The sequence below is a fragment of the Streptomyces yangpuensis genome (genome assembly GCF_024666385.1).
Classification (GTDB): Bacteria; Actinomycetota; Actinomycetes; order Streptomycetales; family Streptomycetaceae; genus Streptomyces; species Streptomyces yangpuensis.
Genome location: NZ_CP102514.1, coordinates 5,802,162 through 5,823,047 on the forward strand (window position 1 = coordinate 5,802,162; position 20,886 = coordinate 5,823,047).

Sequence of the window (20,886 nt, forward strand, 5' to 3'; positions counted from 1 at the left end):
CGTCGAGGCCGCGCCCGCAGGGCGGGCCGCGCCCGCCGAGCGGGACGCGCCCGTCGGGAAGCCGGGGGCGGACGCGCCGTCTGTGCCTGCGGAACGGGCCGTGCCCGCCGGGCGGGCCGCGGCGGCTGCGGGCGGTGCGGCGGGACCGGTCGACCTTGCCGTTGTCGGGGCCGGGCCGGCCGGGCTGGCCGCGGCCGTCACCGCCGCCGGGCTCGGGCTGCGGGTCGCCGTCCTCGACGCGGGCGACCGCCCCGGCGGGCAGTTCTACCGCCACCCCGCGCCGGGCCTGGGCGCGGACCGCCCCGAGGCCCTGCACCACGGCTGGGCCGAGTTCGCGACCCGCGAAGCCGCCCTGCGCGCCCACGAGTCGGCCGGCCGGATCACGTACCTCCCGCTCCACCACGTGTGGACGGTCGTCCCGGCCGGGGCGGCCGGGGCAGGAGCCGGGCACGCCGCGCCCGGCCGCACGGGTGTCGCCGAGCCCGCCCCGGAGTGGACCCTGCACGCCGTCGCCGGCCACGCCCCCGCCGAGCGGGCCGCGACCGTCGCCGCCCGCGCCGTGCTCATCGCCACCGGCGCCTACGAGCGGCAACTGCCCTTCCCCGGCTGGACCCTGCCCGGAGTGATCGGGGCCGGCGGCGCGCAGGCCATGCTCAAGGGCGGCCTGGTGCTGCCCGGCAAACGCGTGGTGGTCGCCGGGAGCGGTCCGCTGCTGCTCGCGGTCGCCGGGTCGCTCGCCGCCGCCGGAGCCACCGTGCCCGCCGTGGTGGAGGCCGCCGCCTACACCGCGTACGCGGGCCGGGTGCCCACCCTGCTGCGCAACCCCGGCAAGCTCGTCGAGGCCGCCGGCTACGGCGGGGCGCTGGCCCGGCACCACGTCCGGCTGCTCACCCGGCACGCCGTCACCGAGGCCCACGGCACCGGCCGGATCGAGGCCGTGACCGTGGCCCGGCTCGACCGCGACTGGCGTCCGCTGCCCGGTACCGCCCGCCGGATCCCCTGCGACGCGCTCGCCGTCGGCCACGGGCTCGTGCCCCAGCTCGAACTCGCCACCGGACTCGGCTGTGCCACCCGGCCGTCCCCCGACGGCACCGTCGCCCTGGAGGTGGACGCCGAACAGCGGACCTCGGTCCCCGGCGTCTGGTCCGCGGGGGAGACCGGCGGCATCGGCGGGGCCCAACTGGCGCTGACGGAGGGCGAGCTGGCCGCGTACTCCGTCGCGGCCGCGCTGCGGCCCGCGGCGGCCGCTCCCCGCGCCGGCCGCCCCGAACGGCTCGCCCGCCGCCGCGCCCGGCTGCGCGCCTTCGCCGACGCCATGGCCGCCGCCCACCGCCCCGGCGAGGGCTGGACCGGCTGGCTGCGGGACGACGCCGTCGTGTGCCGCTGCGAGGAGGTCCCGGCCGGCCGGATCCGCGAGGCGGCGCGGAACCTCGGGGCGCGGGACGCCCGTACCGTCAAGCTGCTCACCCGGGCCGGCATGGGCTGGTGCCAGGGCCGGATGTGCGGCCCGGCCGTCGCCGCGCTCGCCGGGGCCGAATCCGGGGCCGAGTCCGGGGCCGAGTCCGGGGCGGAGCCCGCGGTGGACCGCCGGCCCTTCTCCTGTCCGGTCCCGCTGGGCCATCTCGCCGAACTTCCCGCCACCGACCGCTGATCAGGGGTGCCCGGCCCTTGTGGCCGCACCTCACCCACTAGTAAAATGTCACACACCACACTAGGGAGCCTCACATGACCAACGCGCACATCCCCGCGCCCCGCACCCGCCCCTGGCACGGAATCATGGTCGCCACCGCGCTCCCCCTGCGCGAGGACCTCACCGTCGACCACGACGCCTACGCCGAGCACGTGGCCTGGCTGATCGCCAACGGCTGCGACGGCGTGGTCCCCAACGGCTCCCTCGGGGAGTACCAGACCCTCACCGACGAGGAGCGGGCGCGCGTCGTGCGTACCGCCGTCGAGGCCGCCGGGGACGGTGCCCGCGTCATGCCCGGCGTCGCCGCCTACGGCAGCGCCGAGGCCCGCCGCTGGGCCGACCAGGCCGCCGAGGCCGGCGCGGGCTCCGTGCTCCTGCTGCCGCCCAACGCCTTCCGCGCGGACGAGGAGACCGTGCGCGCCCACTACGCCGAGGTCGCCCGCGCCGGGCTGCCCGTCGTCGCGTACAACAACCCCATCGACACCAAGGTGGACCTGGTCCCGTCCCTGCTCGCCCGGCTGCACGCAGACGGATCCATCGTCGCCGTCAAGGAGTTCAGCGGCGACGTGCGCCGCGCCTACGAGATCGCCGAGCTCGCCCCCGGCCTCGACCTGCTCATCGGCGCCGACGACGTCCTCCTCGAACTCGCCCTCGCCGGGGCCGTCGGCTGGATCGCCGGGTACCCCAACGCCCTGCCGCGCTCCTGCGCCACCCTCTACCGGGCCGCCGTCGCCGGTGACCTCGACACCGCCCTGCCGCTCTACAAGTCCCTGCACTCGCTGCTGCGCTGGGACTCCAAGACCGAGTTCGTCCAGGCCATCAAGCTCTCCATGGACCTGGCGGGCCGTCCCGGCGGCGCCACCCGCCCGCCGCGCTTCCCGCTCACCGGCGAGACCGAGGCGGCCGTCCGCGCCGCCACCGAGAAGGCCCTGGCCGAGGGCCTCAACTAACCAGCTGGAGGGGACGCCTGATGCGCACGCGCCACGTCTACCACGCGGTGGACTCGCACACCGAGGGCATGCCGACCCGGGTCGTCACCGGGGGAGTCGGGGTGATCCCCGGTGCCACCATGGCCGAGAAGCGGCTCCATTTCATCGAGCACATGGACCACGTCCGGACCCTGCTCATGTACGAGCCGCGCGGGCACTCCGCGATGAGCGGTGCCGTCCTGCAGCCCCCGACCCGCCCCGACGCCGACTACGGCGTGCTGTACATCGAGGTGTCGGGCCTGCTGCCCATGTGCGGGCACGGCACGATCGGGGTGGCCACCGTCCTGGTCGAGACCGGCATGGTGCCCGTCGTCGAGCCGGTCACCACCGTCCGGCTCGACACCCCGGCAGGGCTCGTGAGCGTCGACGTGCGGGTGGAGGACGGGGCGGCCACCGCCGTCACCCTCACCAACGTCCCCTCCTTCAGCGTCGGCCTCGGCCTCAAGACCGAAGTCCCCGGATTCGGCACCGTCGCCTACGACCTGGCCTACGGCGGCAACTTCTACGCCTTCGTCGAACTCGACGCCCTCGGGCTGCCCTTCGACCGCGCCCGCAAGGACGACCTGCTCGCCGCCGGGCTGGCGATCATGGACGCGGTCAACGCCGGACCGGACCGGCCGGTCCACCCCGAGAAGCCCTCCATCGCCGGACTCAAGCACGTCTACCTGGCCGCGCCCGGCTCCGACGCCCGCCGCTCCCGGCACGCCATGGCCATCCACCCCGGCTGGTTCGACCGCTCGCCCTGCGGTACGGGGACCAGCGCGCGGATGGCCCAACTGCACGCCCGCGGCCTCCTCGGCCTCGACACCGACTTCGTCAACGAGTCGTTCATCGGGACCGGGTTCACCGGCCGGCTGGTCGCCGAGACCACCGTCGGCGGACTGCCCGCCGTGGTCCCCACCGTCACCGGGCGGGCCTGGATCACCGGCACCGCGCAGTACTTCCTCGACCCGTCCGACCCCTTCCCCGGAGGCTTCCTGCTGTGAACACCGTCCGAACGGTGGACTACCACACCGCCGGCGAGCCCTTCCGGATCGTCGACACCGGCGCCGCGGGCATGCCGCCCGTCCCCGGCGACACCGTCGCCGAGCGCTGTGCCACCGCCATCGGCCCGGGCGGATCGGGGACCGCGCCGCGCCGCGGCCCGCTGGACGACGTACGGCGGACGCTCGTGCAGGAGCCGCGCGGACACGCCGGTATGTACGGCGGGTTCGTGGTGGAGCCCGACGACGACGGGGCCCATCTCGGGGTGCTGTTCTGGCACAAGGACGGCTACTCCACGGCCTGCGGGCACGGCACCATGGCCCTCGGGGTCTGGGCCGTGGACAGCGGCCGGGTCCCCGCCCCGGACGACGGGGACGTCCCGGTGCGGATCGACGTACCGTCCGGGCGGGTCACCGCCACCGTCCACCGCGGCGGCGGCCGCACCACCGGGGTCACCTTCCGCAACGTGCCGGCCCGGGTGAGCGCCCGCAAGGTCCCCGTCGCCACCTCGCTCGGGCTGGCCGAGGCCGACATCGCGCACGCCGGCGCCTGCTACGCCTCCGTCCGCGCCCGCGACCTGGGCCTGGAGGTCTCGCGCGCCGCACTGCCCGACCTGGTGCGCGCCGGGCAGGAGATCCGTGCCGCCCTCGCCACCCATCCCGCCACCTGGCACCCCGACGGCCCGCTCCTGTCCGGGGTCTACGGGGTGATCCTCCACGAGGAGCTGCCCGACACCCCGTTCGGGCCGCACCAGCGCAACGTCACCGTCTTCGCCGACGGGCAGATCGACCGCTCACCCTGCGGCTCCGGCACCTCGGCGCGGCTCGCGCTGCTCGCCGAGGACGGCCGGCTCGGCCCGGGCGAGGACCTGCTGCACGAGTCCGTCACCGGCACCGTGTTCACCGGCCGGATGCTGGAGGGCGGGGTCACCGAGGTCACCGGCACCGCCTACCGCACCGGTGAACACGCCTTCGCCGTGGACCCGTACGACGCCCTCGGCGCCGGATTCCTGCTGTGACGGGGATGGCCCGGCTCGGCGCCGAGGCGATGGCCCGGGCTCTCGGCCCGGCCGCGGCCGCCGACGCCCTGGCCGCCGCCCTGCGCGGCGGCCTCGACCCCGAGGGCTGCCCGCCGCGCTCGGCGATCGGCGTGCCCGGCGGCGGGGAAGTGCTGCTGATGCCGGCCGCGTCGGGGGCGTACGCCGGGGTGAAGATCGCCGGGGTCGCGCCCGGCAACCCGGCCCGCGGGCTGCCCCGTATCACCGGCTCCTACCTCCTGCTGGACGGGCCCACCCTGCGCCCGCTGGCCCTGCTCGACGGTGCGGCCCTGACCTCCCTGCGCACCCCGGCCGTCTCGGCCCTCGCGCTGCGCCATCTGGCGCCGGCCGGCCGGCCGCTGCGGCTGGTGCTCTTCGGCTCCGGACCGCAGGCGTACGGGCACCTGGAGGCGATCCTCGCCGAAAGGGAGCTGGAGCAGGTCGTGGTGGTCGCCCGCCACCGGGAGAGGGCCGAGCGCCTCGTCGCGCACGCCCGCGCCCTGCGGCTGCCCGCCCGGACCGGCACCCCGCAGGACGTGGCCGACGCCGATCTGGTCGTCTGCTGCACCACGGCCCGCGAGCCGCTCTTCGACGGGCGGCTGGTGCGGCCGGGCGCGGTGGTCGTGGCCGTCGGATCGCACGAGCCGACCGCCCGCGAGACCGACACCGCCCTCGTGCGACGCGCGGCGGTGTACGTGGAGTCGCGGGCGGCGGCGCTGCGGGAGGCCGGTGATCTGCTCGTCCCGGAGGCGGAGGGGGCCATCGGGCCGGGCCACATCACGGGCACGCTCGCGGACCTGGTCGCCGGACGCCTGCCGGGGGGAGCCGAACGGGGTTGTCCACAGCTCTTCAAGAGTGTGGGCATGGCCTGGGAAGATCTTGCCGTGGCGGTCGCGCTGTACGAGGCCGCTGCAGTGTGAGCAGCGCAACGTGACATTGTACGCTGGTCCTCTGCTCATCGGCAGGCGTAGGGGTCTCGGAGGAAACGCAATGGGTGACCTGAAGCAGCACAGCCTCATCAAGGCCCAGGAACGACTCCGCGACCAGGTCGGGCACGCCCTCCGAGCCGCCCTGATAGCGGGTGAGCTGCGCCCCGGCAGCGTCTACTCCGCGCCCGGCCTCGCGGCCGAACTCGGCGTGTCGGCCACCCCGGTGCGCGAGGCCATGCTCGACCTCGCGCGGGAGGGCCTGGTCGAGCCGGTGCGCAACAAGGGCTTCCGGATCACCGAGGTCAGCGAGCGCGACCTCGACCAGTACACCGAGCTGCGCACCATGATCGAGGTGCCGACCATCGGCCGGATCACCAAGACTGCCACGGCCGAGCAGCTGGAGGAACTGCGCCCCATCGCGCAGGAGATCGTCACCAGCGCCCGGGAGCACAACCTCATCGGCTACCTGGAGGCCGACCGCCGCTTCCACCTCACGCTGCTGGGCCTCGCGGGCAACGAACGGCTCGTGGAGACGGTCGGTGACCTCCGCAAGCGCTCCCGCCTGTACGGTCTGACCGGGCTGGACGAGGCGGGCAAGCTCGTCTCGTCCGCCGAGGAGCACCTGGAGCTGCTGGACCTGATGATCAGCGGCGACGCCAAGGCCGCGGAGGCCTGTATGCAGCGCCACCTCGGCCACGTCCGCTCCCTCTGGGCCCAGGGCCGCGACGAACCGGTCGGCCGTACCCCGGGCCGCCTGGGGTCCGGGGTCTGAGCGGCTGAACCACGGCCGGGAGCGCTGCCGCTCCCGGCCGTTTCGTCGTGGCATGGCGCCAGGTGGCCCCGGCATCACCTGGCGCCGTGCGTGGCGCAGAGTGGCCCCGGCCGAACCGACCGGGAGTTTCAACCGGGCCCAGGGCGAGGGGATTTGGACACGGCTGGGTAACGGGCAGCGCAACCCCTTGTCAGTGCAATTTCACATTACTATGTTACCGGTCACATCGCAGAGTCGCAGGCCGTAGAGCGTGCCCCTTCCTGGAGTGACCCATGACCAAGCGCACCCAACTCGCCCTCGCCACCGCCCTGGTGGCCGCTCTCGCACTCGGTGCCTCGGGCTGCTCCGGCACCACGAAGGGTTCGAACGGTGCCGGCGGCGCGAACCCGGCCGCCGCCAACGACGGCAAGATCCTCGGCGGTACCCCGGTCAAGGGCGGCACCCTCACCGTCCTGTCCAACCAGGACTTCGCGCACCTCGACCCCGCGCGCAACTGGACCATGCCGACCATGGACTTCGGCACCCGGCTGCTCTACCGCACGCTCGTCACCTTCAAGGCCGAGCCCGGCAAGGCCGGCAGCGAGCTGGTCCCCGACCTCGCCACCGACCTCGGCACCCCCTCCAACGGCGGCCGCACCTGGACCTTCACCCTCAAGGAAGGCGTCAAGTACGAGGACGGCAGCCCGGTCAGGGCCCAGGACGTCAAGTACAACGTCGAGCGCTCCTTCGCCCCCGACCTCACCGGCGGCCCTGACTACGCCGCCCAGTACCTGGCCGGCACCGAGGGCTACAAGGGGCCGCTCCAGGGGCAGCACCTCGACTCCGTGAAGACCCCGGACGACCGCACGATCGTCTTCGAACTGCGGCGCCCCGTCGCCGAGTTCTCCGCCACCGCGACCCTGCCCACCTTCGCCCCGGTGCCCCAGTCCCAGGAGAAGGGCACCCAGTACGACGCACGCCCGTTCTCCTCCGGCCCCTACAAGATCGAGTCGTACGACCGCGACAAGAAGCTCGTCCTCGTCCGCAACGAGCACTGGGACCCGGGCACCGACACCGTCCGCAAGGCCTACCCCGACAAGTTCGTGGTCGTCATGGGCCTCAAGGGCGGCCAGATCGACGACCGGATCATCGCCGGCGAGGGCGCCGACGCCTCCACCGTCCAGTACTCCGACATGCGCCCCGAGAGCGCCCCCAAGGTGCTGCCCAAGCCCGAGGTCAAGGCCCGGCTGCTCGCCGAGTCCCAGGGCTGCACGGAGATGCTCCACCTGAACAACTCACGCGCCCCCTTCAACGACCCCAAGGTCCGCCAGGCCATGCAGTACGCCGTCGACAAGGAGGCCATCGTCACCGCGGGCGGCGGACCGGCCCTCAACGAGGTCGCCACCGCCTACCTGCCCCCGGCCCTCTCCGGCGGCAAGCAGGCCGACACCCTGAAGATCCCCCCGGCGGGCGACCCGGCCAAGGCCAAGGAACTCCTCAAGGCCGCCGGCAAGGAGACCCTGAAGGTGTCCCTCTCCGTCTCCACCGGCGACAAGGGCAAGGCCGAGGCCATCCAGCAGGGCCTGTCCCGCGCGGGCATCGAGGTCGTCATCGACACCGTCGACCCGGGCGCCTACTACGACGTGATCGGCGACCTGTCCACCACCCCCGACATGACCCTCAGCGGCTGGTGCCCCGACTACCCCTCCGGCTCCACCTGGATCCCCTTCGTCTTCGACGGACGGACCATCAAGGAGAAGGGCAACCAGGGCAACTACAGCCAGTTCCGTGACGAGGAGGTCATGAAGCGGATCGACGAGATCAACGCCATGGCCGACGCCAAGCAGGCCAACCAGGCCTGGATCGACCTCGACGCGGCCCTGATGGCCAAGTCCCCGAACGTCCCGCTCCTGCTGGAGCGCAAGCCGCTCCTCGTCGGCACCAACATCGCGGGCGCCTTCGGCCACCCCGTGTGGACCGGCACCATCGACTACGCGACGGTCGGCCTCAAGGACCCCTCCAAGAGCCAGGGCTGAGGAACCCGGAGCCCTCGACACCATGACCTCCACCGCACCGGCCTCCGGCACGGCCGCAGCCGCCGATCCCGACGCCGATCCCGACGCCGACACCGCCGCCGACACCGTCGCGGACCGGTCCGCGGCGGCCCCCGGCAGCAGCCCCTGGCAGCTCGCCCGGCGCGAACTGCGCCGCCGCCCCGCCGTCCGCGTCAGCCTCTGCATCGTCCTGCTCTTCGTCCTGATGGCCGTCGGCGCCCCCTGGCTGGGCGCCCTCGGCGGCTGGTCCCCGCACGAGTTCGACAAGAGCGCCGTGGACCCGTACCTCGGGGGCCAGCCGCTCGGCGCCCTCGGCGGGATCAGCCCCGAGCACTGGCTCGGCGTCGAACCCGTCACCGGCCGCGACCTGTACGCCCGTGTCGTCCACGGCGCCCAGGTCTCCCTCCTGATCGCTTTCGCGGCCACCGCCATCGTGGTCCTCGCCGGCACCGCCGCCGGGATCGCCGCCGGCTACTTCGGCGGCCGCACCGACACGGTCCTGTCCCGGCTGATGGACCTGACCATGTCCTTCCCCTCCCTCATCTTCATGATCGCGCTGCTGTCCGTGGCCAAGGACGTCAACCGGATCGTCCTCATGACCGCCGTCATCGGGATCTTCGGCTGGCCCGGCATCGCCCGCGTGGTCCGCGGCCAGACCCTCTCCCTCAAGCACCGCGAGTACGTCGACGCCGCCCGCGTGGGCGGCGCCGGCCCCTGGCGGATCCTGACCCGCGAGATCCTCCCGGGCGTCGCGGGCCCGGTCATCGCCTACACCACCCTGCTCATCCCCGGAATGATCAGCACCGAGGCCGCCCTCAGCTACCTCGGCGTCGGCGTCCGCCCGCCCACCCCCTCCTGGGGCCAGATGATCGCCGAGTCCGTCGCCTACTACGAGACCGACCCCATGTACTTCGTCATCCCCAGCGTCTTCCTCTTCCTCGCCGTGCTCGCCTTCACCCTGCTCGGCGACGCACTGCGCGACATCCTCGACCCGAGGGGCGGCCGCACATGATCGCCTACCTCGCCCGCCGGCTGCTCGCCCTCGCCGGCGTGCTCCTCGCCATCGCCGCCGTCACCTTCCTCATCTTCTACGTCCTGCCCGCCGACCCGGCCGCGGCCGCCTGCGGCAAGACCTGCAGCGCCGAACGGCTGGCCGACGTACGCGTCCACCTGGGCCTCGACCAGCCCCTGTGGAAGCAGTTCGCCGACTTCCTGACCGGCATCTTCACCGGCCGCACCCTCGGCGCCGGCCAGTACGCCGTCTCCTGCGACTTCCCCTGCCTGGGCTACTCCTACGAGAGCTCCCTGCCCGTGTGGGACCTGCTCATGGACCGGCTCCCGGTCTCCGCCTCCCTCGCCCTCGGCGCCGCCGTGCTGTGGCTGCTCCTCGGCCTCGGCGCCGGCGTCACCGCCGCCCTGCGCAAGGACACCGCCACCGACAAGGCCCTGATGGTCGGCGCCGTCGCCGCCGCCTCGCTGCCCGTGTACTTCACCTCGGTCATGCTCATCTACGGCATCATCCGCGTCGCCGGACTGCTGCCCTACCCCACCTACCAGGCCTTCACCGACAACCCGCTCGGCTGGGCCTCCAACCTGCTGCTGCCCTGGACCGCGCTCGCCCTGCTCTACGCCGCCATGTACGCCCGCCAGAGCCGCGGCTCGATGATCGAGGCGATGGCCGAGCCCTACATCCGCACCGCCCGCGCCAAGGGCATGCCCGAGCGGACCGTCGTCGTCAAACACGGCCTGCGCTCCGGGATGACGCCGATCCTGACCATCTTCGGCATCGACCTCGGCGGGCTCCTCGCAGGCGCCGTCATCACCGAGTCGATCTTCGGCCTCCCCGGCATCGGCAGGCTCTTCTACGGCGCCCTGGTCAACTCCGACCAGCCCGTGGTCCTCGGCGTCACCCTCCTCGCGGCCTTCTTCATCGTCGTCGCCAACCTCGTCGTCGACCTCCTGTACGCCGTCATCGACCCGAGAGTGAGGTACTGATGACGACCACCACCGCCCCGCTCCTCGACGTACGCGACCTGCGCGTCACCTTCACCACCCCCCGCGGGACCGTCCGGGCCGTCGACTCCGTCGGCTTCACCGTCGAGTCCGGCCGCACCCTGGGCATCGTCGGTGAATCCGGCTCCGGCAAGTCCGTCACCTCGCTCGCCGTCATGGGCCTGCACCGCGGCCCGGTCGAGGTCACCGGCTCCGTCGCGCTCGCCGGACAGGAGCTGACGGGCCTGACCGAGCGCGAGCTGGGTAAGGTCCGCGGCCGCCGGATGGCCATGATCTTCCAGGACCCGCTCTCCAGCCTGCACCCCTACTACACCGTCGGCGAGCAGATCGCCGAGCACTTCCGCGTCCACTTCAAGGCCGGCCGCGCAGCCGCCCGCAGACGCGCCGTCGACATGCTCGGCGAGGTCGGCATCCCCGAACCGGCCCGCCGGGCGGGGGAGTACCCGCACCAGTTCTCCGGCGGCATGCGCCAGCGCGCGATGATCGCCATGGCCCTGGCGTGCGAACCCGACCTGCTGATCGCCGACGAGCCGACCACCGCCCTGGACGTCACCGTGCAGGCCCAGATCCTGGAACTGATCGCGAGGCTCCAGCAGGAACGCGGACTCGGCGTCGTGATGATCACCCACGACCTGGGCGTGGTCGCCCGCGTCGCCCACGAGGTCCTGGTCATGTACGGCGGCCGGGCCGCCGAACAGGCCCCGGTCGACGAGCTGTTCGCCGACCCCGCCCACCCCTACACCCGGGGTCTGCTCGACTCGCTGCCCCGCCTCGACACCGCCGACGACGAACCGCTCCCCTTCATCCCCGGCTCCCCGCCGTCCCTCCTCGCACCCGCCCCGGGCTGCGCCTTCGCGCCGCGCTGCCCGCTGGCCGCCGACCGCTGCACCGACGTACGGCCCGGCCTCGCGGCGTACGGGGACCGCGCCGGCCGCACCGTGGCCTGCCACTTCGCCGGGGCCCGCACCGCCCAGGAGGCGGCCCGATGACCGAGACCACCACCCCGGCCACCACCGCGGCCACCGCCGAGGCCGCGCCCGGCACCCCCGCACCGCTGCTGTCCGTACGGGACCTGACCATGACCTTCCCCGGCCGGCGATCCGCGACCGGGCGCCGGGGGGCGCCCGTGCGCGCCGTCGACGGGGTCTCCTTCGACCTGGCGGCCGGACGCACCCTCGGCCTGGTCGGAGAGTCGGGCTGCGGCAAGTCCACCACCGGACGGATGATCGTACGGCTGCTGCAGCCCACCTCCGGCCGGGTCGTCCTCGACGGCGAGGACATCAGCCGGCTCTCCCAAGGCGCCCTGCGCCCGCTGCGGGGGAGCATCCAGATGGTCTTCCAGGACCCGCACTCCTCGCTGAACCCCCGCCAGACGGTGGCCCGGATCATCTCCGAACCGCTGCTGGTGCAGGGCCGCAGCGCGGGGGACGCCCGCCGCCGGGCCGCCGAGCTCATGGAACTCGTCGGTCTGATCCCGGAACACATCGACCGCTACCCGCACGAGTTCTCCGGCGGCCAGGCCCAGCGCATCGGCATCGCCCGCGCGCTGGCCACCGGCCCCCGGCTGATCGTCGCCGACGAGCCGGTCTCCGCCCTCGACGTCTCCGTCCAGGCTCAGATCGTCAACCTGATGGAGCGGCTGCGCGCCGAACTCGGCCTCGCCTACGTCTTCATCGCGCACGACCTGTCGGTGGTCAAACGGGTCAGCGACCGGGTCGCCGTGATGTACCTCGGCCGGATCGTCGAGATCGGGGACAAGGCGGCCCTCTACGCGAACCCCCAGCACCCCTACACCCGGGCGCTGTTGTCCGCCGTACCGCTGCCCGACCCGGCGGCGGAGCGGCGGCGGGAGCGGATCGTGCTGCTCGGTGACCCGCCGAGCCCGGCCGCCCCACCTCCGGGCTGCACCTTCCATCCGCGCTGCCCCAAGGCGCAGGAGATCTGCCGAACGGAGCGGCCGCTGCTGCGGCTTGCCGCCTCGCGCGAGGTGGCCTGTCACTTCCCGGGTGACTGACGGGGATCACGGGAAGAAGGGGACCCGGGGCCGACACGATCGGCCCCGGGTCCTCGCGCTACCGGATGTTCCCCCTGGTGTCCCGTAGCATCACGCACCACAAAAGATCTAGGGGCGGACATGACATCGAGTAGTGGTGGATTCACGGCGAATGCCGCGTCCATCAACGGAAGTTCCCATCTCCTCGTGGAACTCGCGGGCCTGCTGTACGCGGGGCGGCCGGACGGCGAGCTGACCGTCATGGCCCGGGTGCCCCGTTCGCACCAGGAGGTGTCCACGGCCCTGGACTCCTTCGCACGGTTCGGCAACGACCAGTACCTGGACACGGTTTCGCTGCTGGCGGCGCTGGCCACCAAGCTCAAGGTGGCGGGCGGCGACTACGCGCAGACCGACCAGGCCACGGAGGGGACCTTCCGCTCGGTGCTCGACAACGGCCGGTTCATACCGGCCGGGGACAGGTGACCGGCATGACCTACCGCACCGAGGTCGAGTTCCTCGAACTGTGCAGCCCTCCCCTGATCGAACGCACCGCCCACGAGTACCGCAGGCTCCACCTGCTCCTGGACTCGGCGGACCCCGCCTTCCTGAAGGCGACGCGCACCCAGTGGGTGAGCGAGGCCGAGGAGCTCTACGTCAAACGGCTGGGCGAGGCGGAGAAGCTGGCCACCGCCCTGTCGGGCGCCTTCCGCACCGTCCACGCGGCGCTCGTCGACTACGCCGAGGCCGTCGGCCGGGCGAAGGAACGCTTCGAGAGCGGCCTGGCGAGCGAGCGCGCCCTCTCCCGGGTCATGGCGCGGGTGGCCAGCCCGGTGACCGAGACCGCCCAGCGGGCCGAGCCGATGCGGCAGTGGGAGGACCTCCGCAAGCGCACCGGAGTCCTCGACTGGCTGGCGGAGATCACCGTCGACGTCGACGAGATCCGCGAGGAGGCGGAGCAGCACTACAACAGTGCGAAGAACGCCTTCGGCGACGCCGACCGCATCGAAAGCGCGGCACGCACCACGTGCGTGACCGCACTCGGCAAGGCCCGCAAGGACCTGCCCGACTTCCGCGGCGACCTGCCCCACCCGTCGGTGCTCCTCGCCGGGATGCCCGCCCTGCGACAGGAGGTGGGGGAGGCGGCGCACGACCCCAACGCCGTGCTGCCCGGCGGCGGCCCCCGCGTCGACGGCATCGCCGCGAACCCGGGCGGCGAGACGGTGTCCCCCAAGCTGCGGGAGATCCGGTCCCGGCTGGCCGGACTCCCGCCCGCCATGGACCAGAACGAGTGGCTGCCGTCGGACTCGGACGAGGACCGGCGCGAGTGGATCCGCGCCAACCGCGCGCACATCCGGGACGCGGCCGCGTACACGGGCCTGCCGGCCGACATGCTCGCGGGAATCGCCTGGAAGGAGGTGCAGGGCGACCCGAAGTGGGCCGACAACATCGCGGTGAACTACCGGCGCAGCCAGTACGAGGTCTGGCCGGAGTTCCAGTGGGTGGCCGACAAGGCCGGCCTGTCGGGCGAGGCGGACCAGACGTCGATGGGGCCGATCGCCATCCAGCTCCGCCGCTCCGCGGAGGTGCTCGGCTACGACCCGGAGAACCTCACGCGGGACCAGCGGGACGAGATCCAGAGGGCGACGCAGAACCCTTCGACCAACATCTACATCGCTGCCGAGTACCTGGCCCAGCTCAAGGCGGAGAGTCCGTTCGCGAACGTGCCCGCCGAGCAGATGACCCCTGCCCAGTACCAGGAACTCGCCGCCCGGTACAACGGAGGACCGGGCTGGCGCACGGACGAGGCACAGGCCTACGGTCGTGGCTTCGGAGCGAACATCGACAACGCGAGGCGGGCCCTGAATGACTGAGCGGCGGACAGCGGCGGGACGGCCGGCAGCCACGCTCGCTCACGTGGTCACGGGCGCGTGGGCGACCGTGCTGGTGGGACTGCACGTGCTGGCGGGGTTCTTCGTGCTGAGCGCGCTGCTCACCGAGTCCGAAGGGCCCTGGGACAGCACGGTGACGGGCACCGCGCGACTGATGGCGGGGCTCGGGCTGGCGGTGGAGCTGATGGCCTTCGCGGGGACGGCGGCCGGTGTCAACACGGGTCGGCTGCGGCGCTGGTGGTACGCGCCGGTCGCGGCGCTGGTGGTCATCGCCCTGGTGCGCATGGTGTTCGCCCCGCGGCCCTGACCGCCCGCCGGCGGACGGTCAGGGACGGCGGGCGAAAGGCCTGCTAGCCCAGGCCGAGTTCGCGGCGGAAGAACTCCAGCTCCAGCGCCATGATCTTCTCGCGGGTGCCGCCCGGGGTCATGTGGGTGACACCCGGCAGGGCCAGCAGCTGGTGCGGGCGGCCCGCGTCCGTCAGGGCCTGCGACAGCCGCAGGCTGTGCGAGGGGTGGACGTTGTCGTCGGCCAGGCCGGTGACCAGCAGCAGCGGCCGGGACAGCTTCGGGGCGTCGGGCAGCAGCGAGTCCCGCTCGTAGACCTCCGGGTGCTCCTGCGGCAGGCCCAGGTACCGCTCGGTGTACGCGGTGTCGTAGTGCCGGAAGTCGGTGGGCGCGGCCCCGGCGGCCGCGGCGTGGAAGACGTCGGGGCGGCGCAGCACCGCCATCGCCGACAGATAGCCGCCGTACGACCAGCCGCGGACGCCGACCCGGCCCAGGTCGAGGTCGCCGTGGCGGGCGGCCAGCGCGTGCAGCGCCGCGACCTGGTCGTCGAGGGTGACCTCGGAGAAACCGCGGTACATGGCGTGGGTGTGGGCGGGGGAGACGTACGCGGTGCCGCGGTTGTCGACGGTCACCACCGCGAAGCCCTGGTCGGCCCACCACTGGCGGTGCTGCCAGCGGCGCGGGTCGGCGGTGATGTCCTGCGCGCCGGGGCCGCCGTAGCTGTCCATCAGGACGGGCAGCTTCCGCCCGGGGACGTGTCCGCGGGGCAGTACGAGCGCGGTGGGGACCGCGTGCTCGGTGACCCGCTCCAGGACCGGGGTCACCCGGTAGGGCAGCGGCTGGGACAGGTCGGCGGGGCTCAACTCCCGCCCGTCGGGGGTGTGTACGGTGCGCCGGACGCCGTCGGCGTCGGCGGAGGTCAGCAGCAGGAAGCCGGCCGAGGCGGTCACGCCGTGGACGCCCGGCCCGTCCGCGAGCGGGGTCGTCTCCCCGGTGGCGGTGTCCAGCAGCAGCACCTGCTGCTCGGCCGGGTCGCGCAGTCCGGCCTCGATCAGCAGCCGGCCCTCGTGGATCCCGGCCACCCGGCGGACCTGGACGCCGGTCCCGGTGAGCGGGACCCCGTCCACGGCGAGGCCGCGGGCGGTCCCGTCGGAGGTGTCGGCCGCGGTCAGCATCCGCCCGTCGGGCAGGCGGGCCGGGGTGCCGGGGACCAGGGGGTCCACCCACTGCGGGTGCGTGGTGCGGGAGAGCTCCCGGGTGCGGCCGGTGGCCGGGTCGGCGGAGAGCAGCAACACGGTCTGCTGGAGCCGGTCCTGGACGGTGAGCAGGATCTCCCCGGCCGACTCCCAGCCCGCGTCGGAGACGTAGGGGAAGGCCTCGGCGTCCCAGCCGATCCGGGTCCGGGTCCCGTCAGGGCCGAGCACCCACAGCTGGACGTCGGCGTTGGGTCCGCCGGCCTCCGGGTAGGCGAAGTCCTCGGCCGGCAGCTCGGGGTGGGCGGGGTCGGCGGACCACCGGCGCTGGAGGGCGGATTCGTCGACGCGGGCGGCGAGCAGCGTGACTCCGTCGGGGGACCACCAGTGGCCGCGGGAGCGCCCGAGCTCCTCGGCGGCGGCGAATTCGGCCAGGCCCCAGCGGGCCCCGTCGTCGGGGCTGACCCGGCCGCCCGGGGCGACGTAGAGGACGTCGTCGGCGACGTAGGCGGTGCGCGAGCCGTCGGCGCTGGGCCGCGGGTCGAACGCGGGGCCGGCGGCGGGGATCTCCCGGAGGGTTCCGGCGCCGCCGGCGGTGACCTCGTAGAGCCGTCCGTACAGCGCGAAGGCGGCGCGCCGCCCGTCACCGGAGAGGGCGTACGAGCCGATCCCGGAGGCCACGAGCCGGGTCCGTTCGCGCAGCCGGCGCTCGGCGGTGGGGAGGGGGCCGGGCTCGGGGCACAGCTCGCGGGGATCGGCAAGCCGGATCTCTGCGCCGGTGGTGGTATCGAGCACCCAGAGGCTGTCGAAGGCATCGGCGGGTCCGGTCGACCGGAGGAACCAGAGCAGCCGGCCGTCGTCCCCGAAGGACAGTGCCCGCGAGGCTCCGTGGGTGAAGCGGGCCGTGCTCGCGGAGAGCCTGAGGAAGTCATCCATGCCCGTAGTGTGACATGTGAAATGTCACTGCCACTAGGCCGTTCGAGTGGTGACCCCCAGGGCGCGGGCTTAGCGTCGGGAGGGTGGACCCGAACGCTACGCCGAGCAGACGGACCGACGGCAACGACGGCACGGTCCGAGGAAGCGGCAACGGACTCGCCCTGTTCGTGATCGCGTCCTGCCAACTCATGGTGGTTCTCGACATCACGATCGTGAACATCGCGCTGCCGCACATCCAGACCGCACTGGACTTCTCCACCGAGAGCCTCTCCTGGGTCGTCAACGCCTACACCCTCGCCTTCGGCGGCCTGCTGCTCCTCGGCGGCCGCACCGGCGACATCCTCGGCCGCAAACGCGTCTTCATCTTCGGCGTCCTGCTCTTCGGCCTGGCCTCGCTCCTCGGCGGACTCGCCCAGAACGAGGGCCAGTTGATGGCGGCCCGGGCCCTCCAGGGCGTCGGCGGCGCCATCGCCTCACCGACCTCCCTCGCGCTGATCACCACCACCTTCCGCGAAGGCCCGGCCCGTAACCGGGCGTTCGGCGTGTTCGCCGGGGTCTCGGCGGCCGGCGGCGCGATCGGGCTCCTCGCGGGCGGCATCCTCGTCGAGTGGCTCGACTGGCGCTGGGTCCTCTTCGTCAACGTCCCCATCGCGCTGGTGATCGCCGTGCTGGCCCGGAAGGTCCTGCGCGAGTCCGAACGCCACCCCGGCCACTTCGACTTCGCCGGTGCGCTGCTGTCCACCCTGGGCATGGTCGCGCTCGTCTACGGATTCATCCGGGCCTCCCAGGAGGGCTGGCGCGACCCGGTGACGCTCGGCTCCTTCGGCGCCGCCGTGGTCCTGCTGACGCTGTTCATCCTCAACGAGCGGCGATCGCCGCAGCCCATCACCCCGCTGCACATGTTCGCCGACCGCAACCGGGCCGGGACGTACGGGATCATGCTGATGCTCGCCTGCGCGATCTTCGGCATGTTCTTCTTCCTGACCCTCTTCGTGCAGATCGTGCTCGGCTTCAGCCCGATCCAGGCCGGGCTCGCCTTCCTGCCGGTCAGCGCGGTGATCGCGGTGGGCGCGGGCCTCACGGCGAAACTGCTGCCGAAGTTCGGGCCGAAACCGTTCATGGTGTGCGGCGCGCTGTCCTCGGCGGTCGGCCTGGCCTGGCTGACGCAGATCGACGTCCATTCCACGTACCTCGGCAGCATCCTGGGCCCGATGCTGTTCTTCGCCCTCGGCATGGGCCTGCAGTTCGTCTCGCTGACGCTGATGGCCCTGTCCAACGTCCCCGACCGCGAGTCGGGAGCGGCATCCGGGCTGCTCAACACCATGCAGCAGGTGGGCGGCTCGCTCGGCCTGTCGATCCTGGTGACCGTCTACGGCACGGCCAGCCGCAACGAGGCCAAGGAGCAGGTGCCCGACTTCCTCGCCACGGCGGGCCCCGTGCAGAGGGCCTTCTTCGAACGCACCGGACAGCTTCCCAAGCCGTGGGGCGACCAGGTGCTGACCTCGGGCATCAGCACCGCCTTCGTCGTGGCGGCCCTGTTCACCCTCGTCGGGGCGGTGATCGCGCTCTTCGCCATCCAGGTCCGCCCCTCCGACCTCGAACGCCTCCAGGGCAACCACAAACCGGCGGCCGACCGCATCTGAGCCGCCGACCGCCGGCGGGTGCGGGCTCAGACCACCGGGACCCCGGTGACACGGGACACGAAGCCGTTCAGATTCCCCTCCATGCGGGCGAGGCGCTCGTCCACGGTCAGCGACTCCTCCTGACGGCCGGCGCGCAGCTTCGGCTGCCGCTTGCCGCGTACGTAGAGGGAGCAGGCCAGGTCCGCGCAGATGTACGTGCCGACCGTGTTGCCCTCGCGGCCGCGGGCGCCCGCCAGCGGCGCGGCGAGCAGGGTGACGCCGGAGGAGGCGTGGCCCGTCAGGCAGATCTGGCACAGGCTGGACTTCACCGCGCTGGTGCGGCCCACGGGCGGCACGCGCAGGGAGATCCCCACCGGCCCCTCGGCCCGGGGCAGCACGAGATGGGCCCGCAGCGGGGCACCCGGGTCCACCCAGCCCAGGAAGTCCAGGTCCGCCCAGGGCGCGTCGGCGAAGTCGAGCGGCAGCCGCATGCGGGCCGCCTCGCCCTTGGTGCAGTTCACGAAGGACGCACGGATCTGTTTCTCGCTGAGTGGTTCCACGGGCGTCGACCCTATGACGCACCCCGGCCGGCCCGCACCCCAATATCGGGCGCGGGCTGCCGGGCGGTCGCTACCGGTCCAGGCGACGGACCCGGCAGCGCGCCGGTCCCGTCGTCCGCAGGGTGATCCCGGCGCTGACCGGGACCTCCGCGTCCAGCGCCTCGAACGAACAGGTCCGCAGGATCATCGCCAGCGCGATCACCGACTCCAGCATCGAGAAGTGCTGCCCGATGCAGGCGCGCGGGCCGCCGCCGAAGGGGAACCACGCGTAGCGCGGCCGCCCGGCCTCCGCCTCCGGTGTGAAGCGGTCCGGGTCGAAGCGGTCCGGGTCCGGCCAGTGCTCCGGGTGGCGGTGCGTCACCCAGGGGGCCACGATCACGTCGGCGCCCGCGGGGATCGTGCGCCCCCCGATCCGGGTCGCGGCGACGGCCTTGCGGCCGATGACCGGCGCGGCCGGGTACAGCCGCATGGCCTCCTTGACCACCCGCGAGAGGTACGGGAGCCGGTCCAGGTCGCCGGCCTGCGGCGGGCGGTCGCCCAGGACGGTGGTGATCTCCTCGCGGACCCGGTCCTGCTGCTCGGGGTGGCGGGCCAGCAGGTGCAGGGCGAAGCAGAGGGAGGTGGCGGTCGTCTCGTGCCCGGCGAGCAGGAAGACCAGCACCTGGTCGCGGAGTTCGTCGGCGTCGAACTCCCCGTCGTCCGCGCTCCGGGCGGCGGCCAGCAGCGTCAGCAGGTCCTCGCCGGTGCCGTCGCCAGCGGGGCCGTCGCCAGCGGGGCCGCCGGCAGCGGGGCCGCTCGCGCCGGCCTGCCGCCGACGCTGTGCGACGATCCGGTCGCAGACCTCGTACAGCTCGTCGATCGCGGCGGCGGCCCGCCGGTTGCCCGGGGTGGGCCAGTGGCGCGGGATGCTGGCGGGCGAGTACCCGCGGCGCAGCACGTACTCCGTGATGACCGGGAAGCAGCGGGCCACGACATCGGCGGCGGCCTCCACGTCGGTCCCGAACAGGATCCGGGTGACGGCGCGCAGGGCGAGGTGCGTCATCTCGTCGGAGACGTCGACGACGCCGTCCAGGGCCTCCTCCCAGGCCGCGATGACGGACGCGGTCTCGGCTGCGACCGCCCCCGCGTACCCGTCCACCCGCCGCCGGGTGAACAGCGGCTGGACGAGCCGGCGCTGGCGCAGGTAGTCCTCGTCCTGACTGGTCAGCAGGCCGTTGCCGATGGAGTTCCGGACCTCCTGGTAGAAGGAGTTGTCCTTGCGGAAGTTGGCCGCCTCGGAGGCGAGCACCTGCTGCGCGCCCTCGGGGGAGAACACGCAGTACAGCTCGGCCCGCATCCCGGGCGGCCCGGCCGAGACCCGTACGACGTCCCCGCGCTGCTGCTGCGCCCGCAGATAGGTGCCGAGCGAGTCCGACTTCAGGTCCTGGAGGGACCCCAGGAGCGGCGCCCCGGGAAACAGGGGAACCTCCGAACCCGTGTCGACGACGCCTGCGTTCCTGCCCAATGCCATGCCGATGCCCGTCCCCTCGTCCCTGCCGGAGCCCGATTCTGCCGCCCGCGACCACGTCCTGGCGAGACCCCGCTCGCGGCGGACCCGATGCGGCGGGCTGGGACATCCGCTACGAGCCGCAGCTCGTGCTGCAGCACCCGAGGACCTCTCCCGCCCGGCACGCCGTCCACTACCGGATGACTGCCCGCAACAGGGTCTGGCTCGCCAGGCGCCACCTGCCGGCGCCGCTCGTTCCCGTCCACCTCGGAGTCTGGACGGTGCTGACGGTCGCCCGGACGCGGTCGGCGTCCGGGCTGCGGGCCTGGTTCGGCGGCTTCGCCGAAGGCCTGCGGACGAATGCGGGCCCCCGCAGACCGATGCGCTGGCGCACGGTCGCCCGCATGACGGGCCTGGGCAGACCGCCGGTCGTGTAGGGGGGTGTCGGCAAAGGCGCCCGGCCCGGCCGGGCCTGA

The 20,886-nt window shown here is 73.4% G+C and carries 18 protein-coding genes and 1 pseudogene; 16 read left to right on the top strand and 3 right to left on the bottom strand.

What is annotated here, in order from left to right; translation table 11 throughout:
- The first annotated feature begins 100 nt into the window (after positions 1-100).
- From NRK68_RS26440 to NRK68_RS26505, 14 genes are all read left to right on the top strand, one after another.
- Positions 101-1,651 carry an FAD/NAD(P)-dependent oxidoreductase gene (locus NRK68_RS26440; RefSeq protein WP_257857933.1) on the top strand — a complete coding sequence of 517 codons (1,551 nt, stop codon included), beginning with the start codon at positions 101-103 and terminating at the stop codon, positions 1,649-1,651.
- Between the two features lie 74 nt (positions 1,652-1,725).
- Positions 1,726-2,640, top strand: a complete 915-nt coding sequence (locus tag NRK68_RS26445) for a dihydrodipicolinate synthase family protein (RefSeq protein WP_046779550.1) — start codon at positions 1,726-1,728, stop codon at positions 2,638-2,640.
- A gap of 20 nt (positions 2,641-2,660) precedes the next feature.
- Positions 2,661-3,665, top strand: a complete 1,005-nt coding sequence (locus NRK68_RS26450; RefSeq protein WP_257856947.1) for a proline racemase family protein — start codon at positions 2,661-2,663, stop codon at positions 3,663-3,665.
- Positions 3,662-4,681 (top strand): proline racemase family protein, encoded by a 1,020-nt coding sequence (locus tag NRK68_RS26455; RefSeq protein ID WP_257856948.1) that lies wholly within the window; start codon positions 3,662-3,664, stop codon positions 4,679-4,681. The genes NRK68_RS26450 and NRK68_RS26455 overlap by 4 nt, the downstream gene beginning before the upstream one ends.
- A gap of 5 nt (positions 4,682-4,686) precedes the next feature.
- Positions 4,687-5,619, top strand: coding sequence for an ornithine cyclodeaminase family protein (locus NRK68_RS26460; protein ID WP_183068541.1), 933 nt, complete (start codon positions 4,687-4,689; stop codon positions 5,617-5,619).
- A gap of 70 nt (positions 5,620-5,689) precedes the next feature.
- Entirely contained in the window at positions 5,690-6,400 is a 711-nt protein-coding gene (locus NRK68_RS26465) for a GntR family transcriptional regulator (protein WP_183068377.1), read from the top strand.
- Between the two features lie 272 nt (positions 6,401-6,672).
- Positions 6,673-8,415, top strand: a complete 1,743-nt coding sequence (locus NRK68_RS26470) for an ABC transporter substrate-binding protein (RefSeq protein ID WP_257856949.1) — start codon at positions 6,673-6,675, stop codon at positions 8,413-8,415.
- Between the two features lie 22 nt (positions 8,416-8,437).
- A complete protein-coding gene (locus NRK68_RS26475; RefSeq protein WP_257856950.1) occupies positions 8,438-9,445 on the top strand; it encodes an ABC transporter permease in 1,008 nt (335 codons plus the stop codon).
- On the top strand, positions 9,442-10,428 hold the full coding sequence (locus NRK68_RS26480; RefSeq protein WP_257856951.1) for an ABC transporter permease: 987 nt from the start codon (positions 9,442-9,444) through the stop codon (positions 10,426-10,428). The genes NRK68_RS26475 and NRK68_RS26480 overlap by 4 nt, the downstream gene beginning before the upstream one ends.
- On the top strand, positions 10,428-11,435 hold the full coding sequence (locus NRK68_RS26485) for an ABC transporter ATP-binding protein (protein WP_257856952.1): 1,008 nt from the start codon (positions 10,428-10,430) through the stop codon (positions 11,433-11,435). The genes NRK68_RS26480 and NRK68_RS26485 overlap by 1 nt, the downstream gene beginning before the upstream one ends.
- Positions 11,432-12,460 (top strand): ABC transporter ATP-binding protein, encoded by a 1,029-nt coding sequence (locus NRK68_RS26490; protein WP_257856953.1) that lies wholly within the window; start codon positions 11,432-11,434, stop codon positions 12,458-12,460. The genes NRK68_RS26485 and NRK68_RS26490 overlap by 4 nt, the downstream gene beginning before the upstream one ends.
- A gap of 120 nt (positions 12,461-12,580) precedes the next feature.
- Complete coding sequence (locus NRK68_RS26495; protein WP_257856954.1) at positions 12,581-12,922, top strand: hypothetical protein; 342 nt, start codon at positions 12,581-12,583, stop codon at positions 12,920-12,922.
- Between the two features lie 5 nt (positions 12,923-12,927).
- Entirely contained in the window at positions 12,928-14,310 is a 1,383-nt protein-coding gene (locus tag NRK68_RS26500; protein ID WP_257856955.1) for a hypothetical protein, read from the top strand.
- 43 nt (positions 14,311-14,353) lie between these two features.
- Positions 14,354-14,635 (top strand): hypothetical protein, encoded by a 282-nt coding sequence (locus NRK68_RS26505; RefSeq protein WP_183068384.1) that lies wholly within the window; start codon positions 14,354-14,356, stop codon positions 14,633-14,635.
- A gap of 43 nt (positions 14,636-14,678) precedes the next feature.
- On the opposite strand, the gene NRK68_RS26510 is transcribed toward NRK68_RS26505, so the two are convergent.
- Positions 14,679-16,742 carry a S9 family peptidase gene (locus tag NRK68_RS26510; RefSeq protein ID WP_257856956.1) on the bottom strand — a complete coding sequence of 688 codons (2,064 nt, stop codon included), beginning with the start codon at positions 16,740-16,742 and terminating at the stop codon, positions 14,679-14,681.
- Between the two features lie 83 nt (positions 16,743-16,825).
- On the opposite strand from NRK68_RS26510, the gene NRK68_RS26515 reads away from it, so the two are divergent.
- On the top strand, positions 16,826-18,385 hold the full coding sequence (locus NRK68_RS26515) for an MFS transporter (protein WP_183068386.1): 1,560 nt from the start codon (positions 16,826-16,828) through the stop codon (positions 18,383-18,385).
- A 26-nt stretch (positions 18,386-18,411) separates the two neighbouring features.
- Here NRK68_RS26515 and NRK68_RS26520 read toward each other — a convergent pair whose 3' ends face one another.
- Positions 18,412-18,924 carry an FBP domain-containing protein gene (locus NRK68_RS26520; RefSeq protein ID WP_257856958.1) on the bottom strand — a complete coding sequence of 171 codons (513 nt, stop codon included), beginning with the start codon at positions 18,922-18,924 and terminating at the stop codon, positions 18,412-18,414.
- Between the two features lie 70 nt (positions 18,925-18,994).
- Complete coding sequence (locus NRK68_RS26525; protein WP_257856959.1) at positions 18,995-20,434, bottom strand: cytochrome P450; 1,440 nt, start codon at positions 20,432-20,434, stop codon at positions 18,995-18,997.
- Positions 20,435-20,526: 92 nt separating this feature from the next.
- Between NRK68_RS26525 and NRK68_RS26530 the strand changes: the two are divergent.
- Positions 20,527-20,847: pseudogene (locus NRK68_RS26530) on the top strand (glycosyltransferase family 2 protein); the annotation flags it as partial.
- Positions 20,848-20,886 lie beyond the last annotated feature (39 nt).

Coding starts and splice junctions, on each gene's coding strand:
- NRK68_RS26445 (WP_046779550.1), top strand. CDS start 1,726: ATGACCAACGCGCACATCCCCGCGCCCCGCACCCGCCCCTGGCACGGA.
- NRK68_RS26495 (WP_257856954.1), top strand. CDS start 12,581: ATGACATCGAGTAGTGGTGGATTCACGGCGAATGCCGCGTCCATCAAC.
- NRK68_RS26500 (WP_257856955.1), top strand. CDS start 12,928: ATGACCTACCGCACCGAGGTCGAGTTCCTCGAACTGTGCAGCCCTCCC.
- NRK68_RS26510 (WP_257856956.1), bottom strand. CDS start 16,742: ATGGATGACTTCCTCAGGCTCTCCGCGAGCACGGCCCGCTTCACCCAC.
- NRK68_RS26480 (WP_257856951.1), top strand. CDS start 9,442: ATGATCGCCTACCTCGCCCGCCGGCTGCTCGCCCTCGCCGGCGTGCTC.
- NRK68_RS26475 (WP_257856950.1), top strand. CDS start 8,438: ATGACCTCCACCGCACCGGCCTCCGGCACGGCCGCAGCCGCCGATCCC.
- NRK68_RS26465 (WP_183068377.1), top strand. CDS start 5,690: ATGGGTGACCTGAAGCAGCACAGCCTCATCAAGGCCCAGGAACGACTC.
- NRK68_RS26485 (WP_257856952.1), top strand. CDS start 10,428: ATGACGACCACCACCGCCCCGCTCCTCGACGTACGCGACCTGCGCGTC.
- NRK68_RS26450 (WP_257856947.1), top strand. CDS start 2,661: ATGCGCACGCGCCACGTCTACCACGCGGTGGACTCGCACACCGAGGGC.
- NRK68_RS26470 (WP_257856949.1), top strand. CDS start 6,673: ATGACCAAGCGCACCCAACTCGCCCTCGCCACCGCCCTGGTGGCCGCT.
- NRK68_RS26490 (WP_257856953.1), top strand. CDS start 11,432: ATGACCGAGACCACCACCCCGGCCACCACCGCGGCCACCGCCGAGGCC.
- NRK68_RS26525 (WP_257856959.1), bottom strand. CDS start 20,434: ATGGCATTGGGCAGGAACGCAGGCGTCGTCGACACGGGTTCGGAGGTT.
- NRK68_RS26460 (WP_183068541.1), top strand. CDS start 4,687: ATGGCCCGGCTCGGCGCCGAGGCGATGGCCCGGGCTCTCGGCCCGGCC.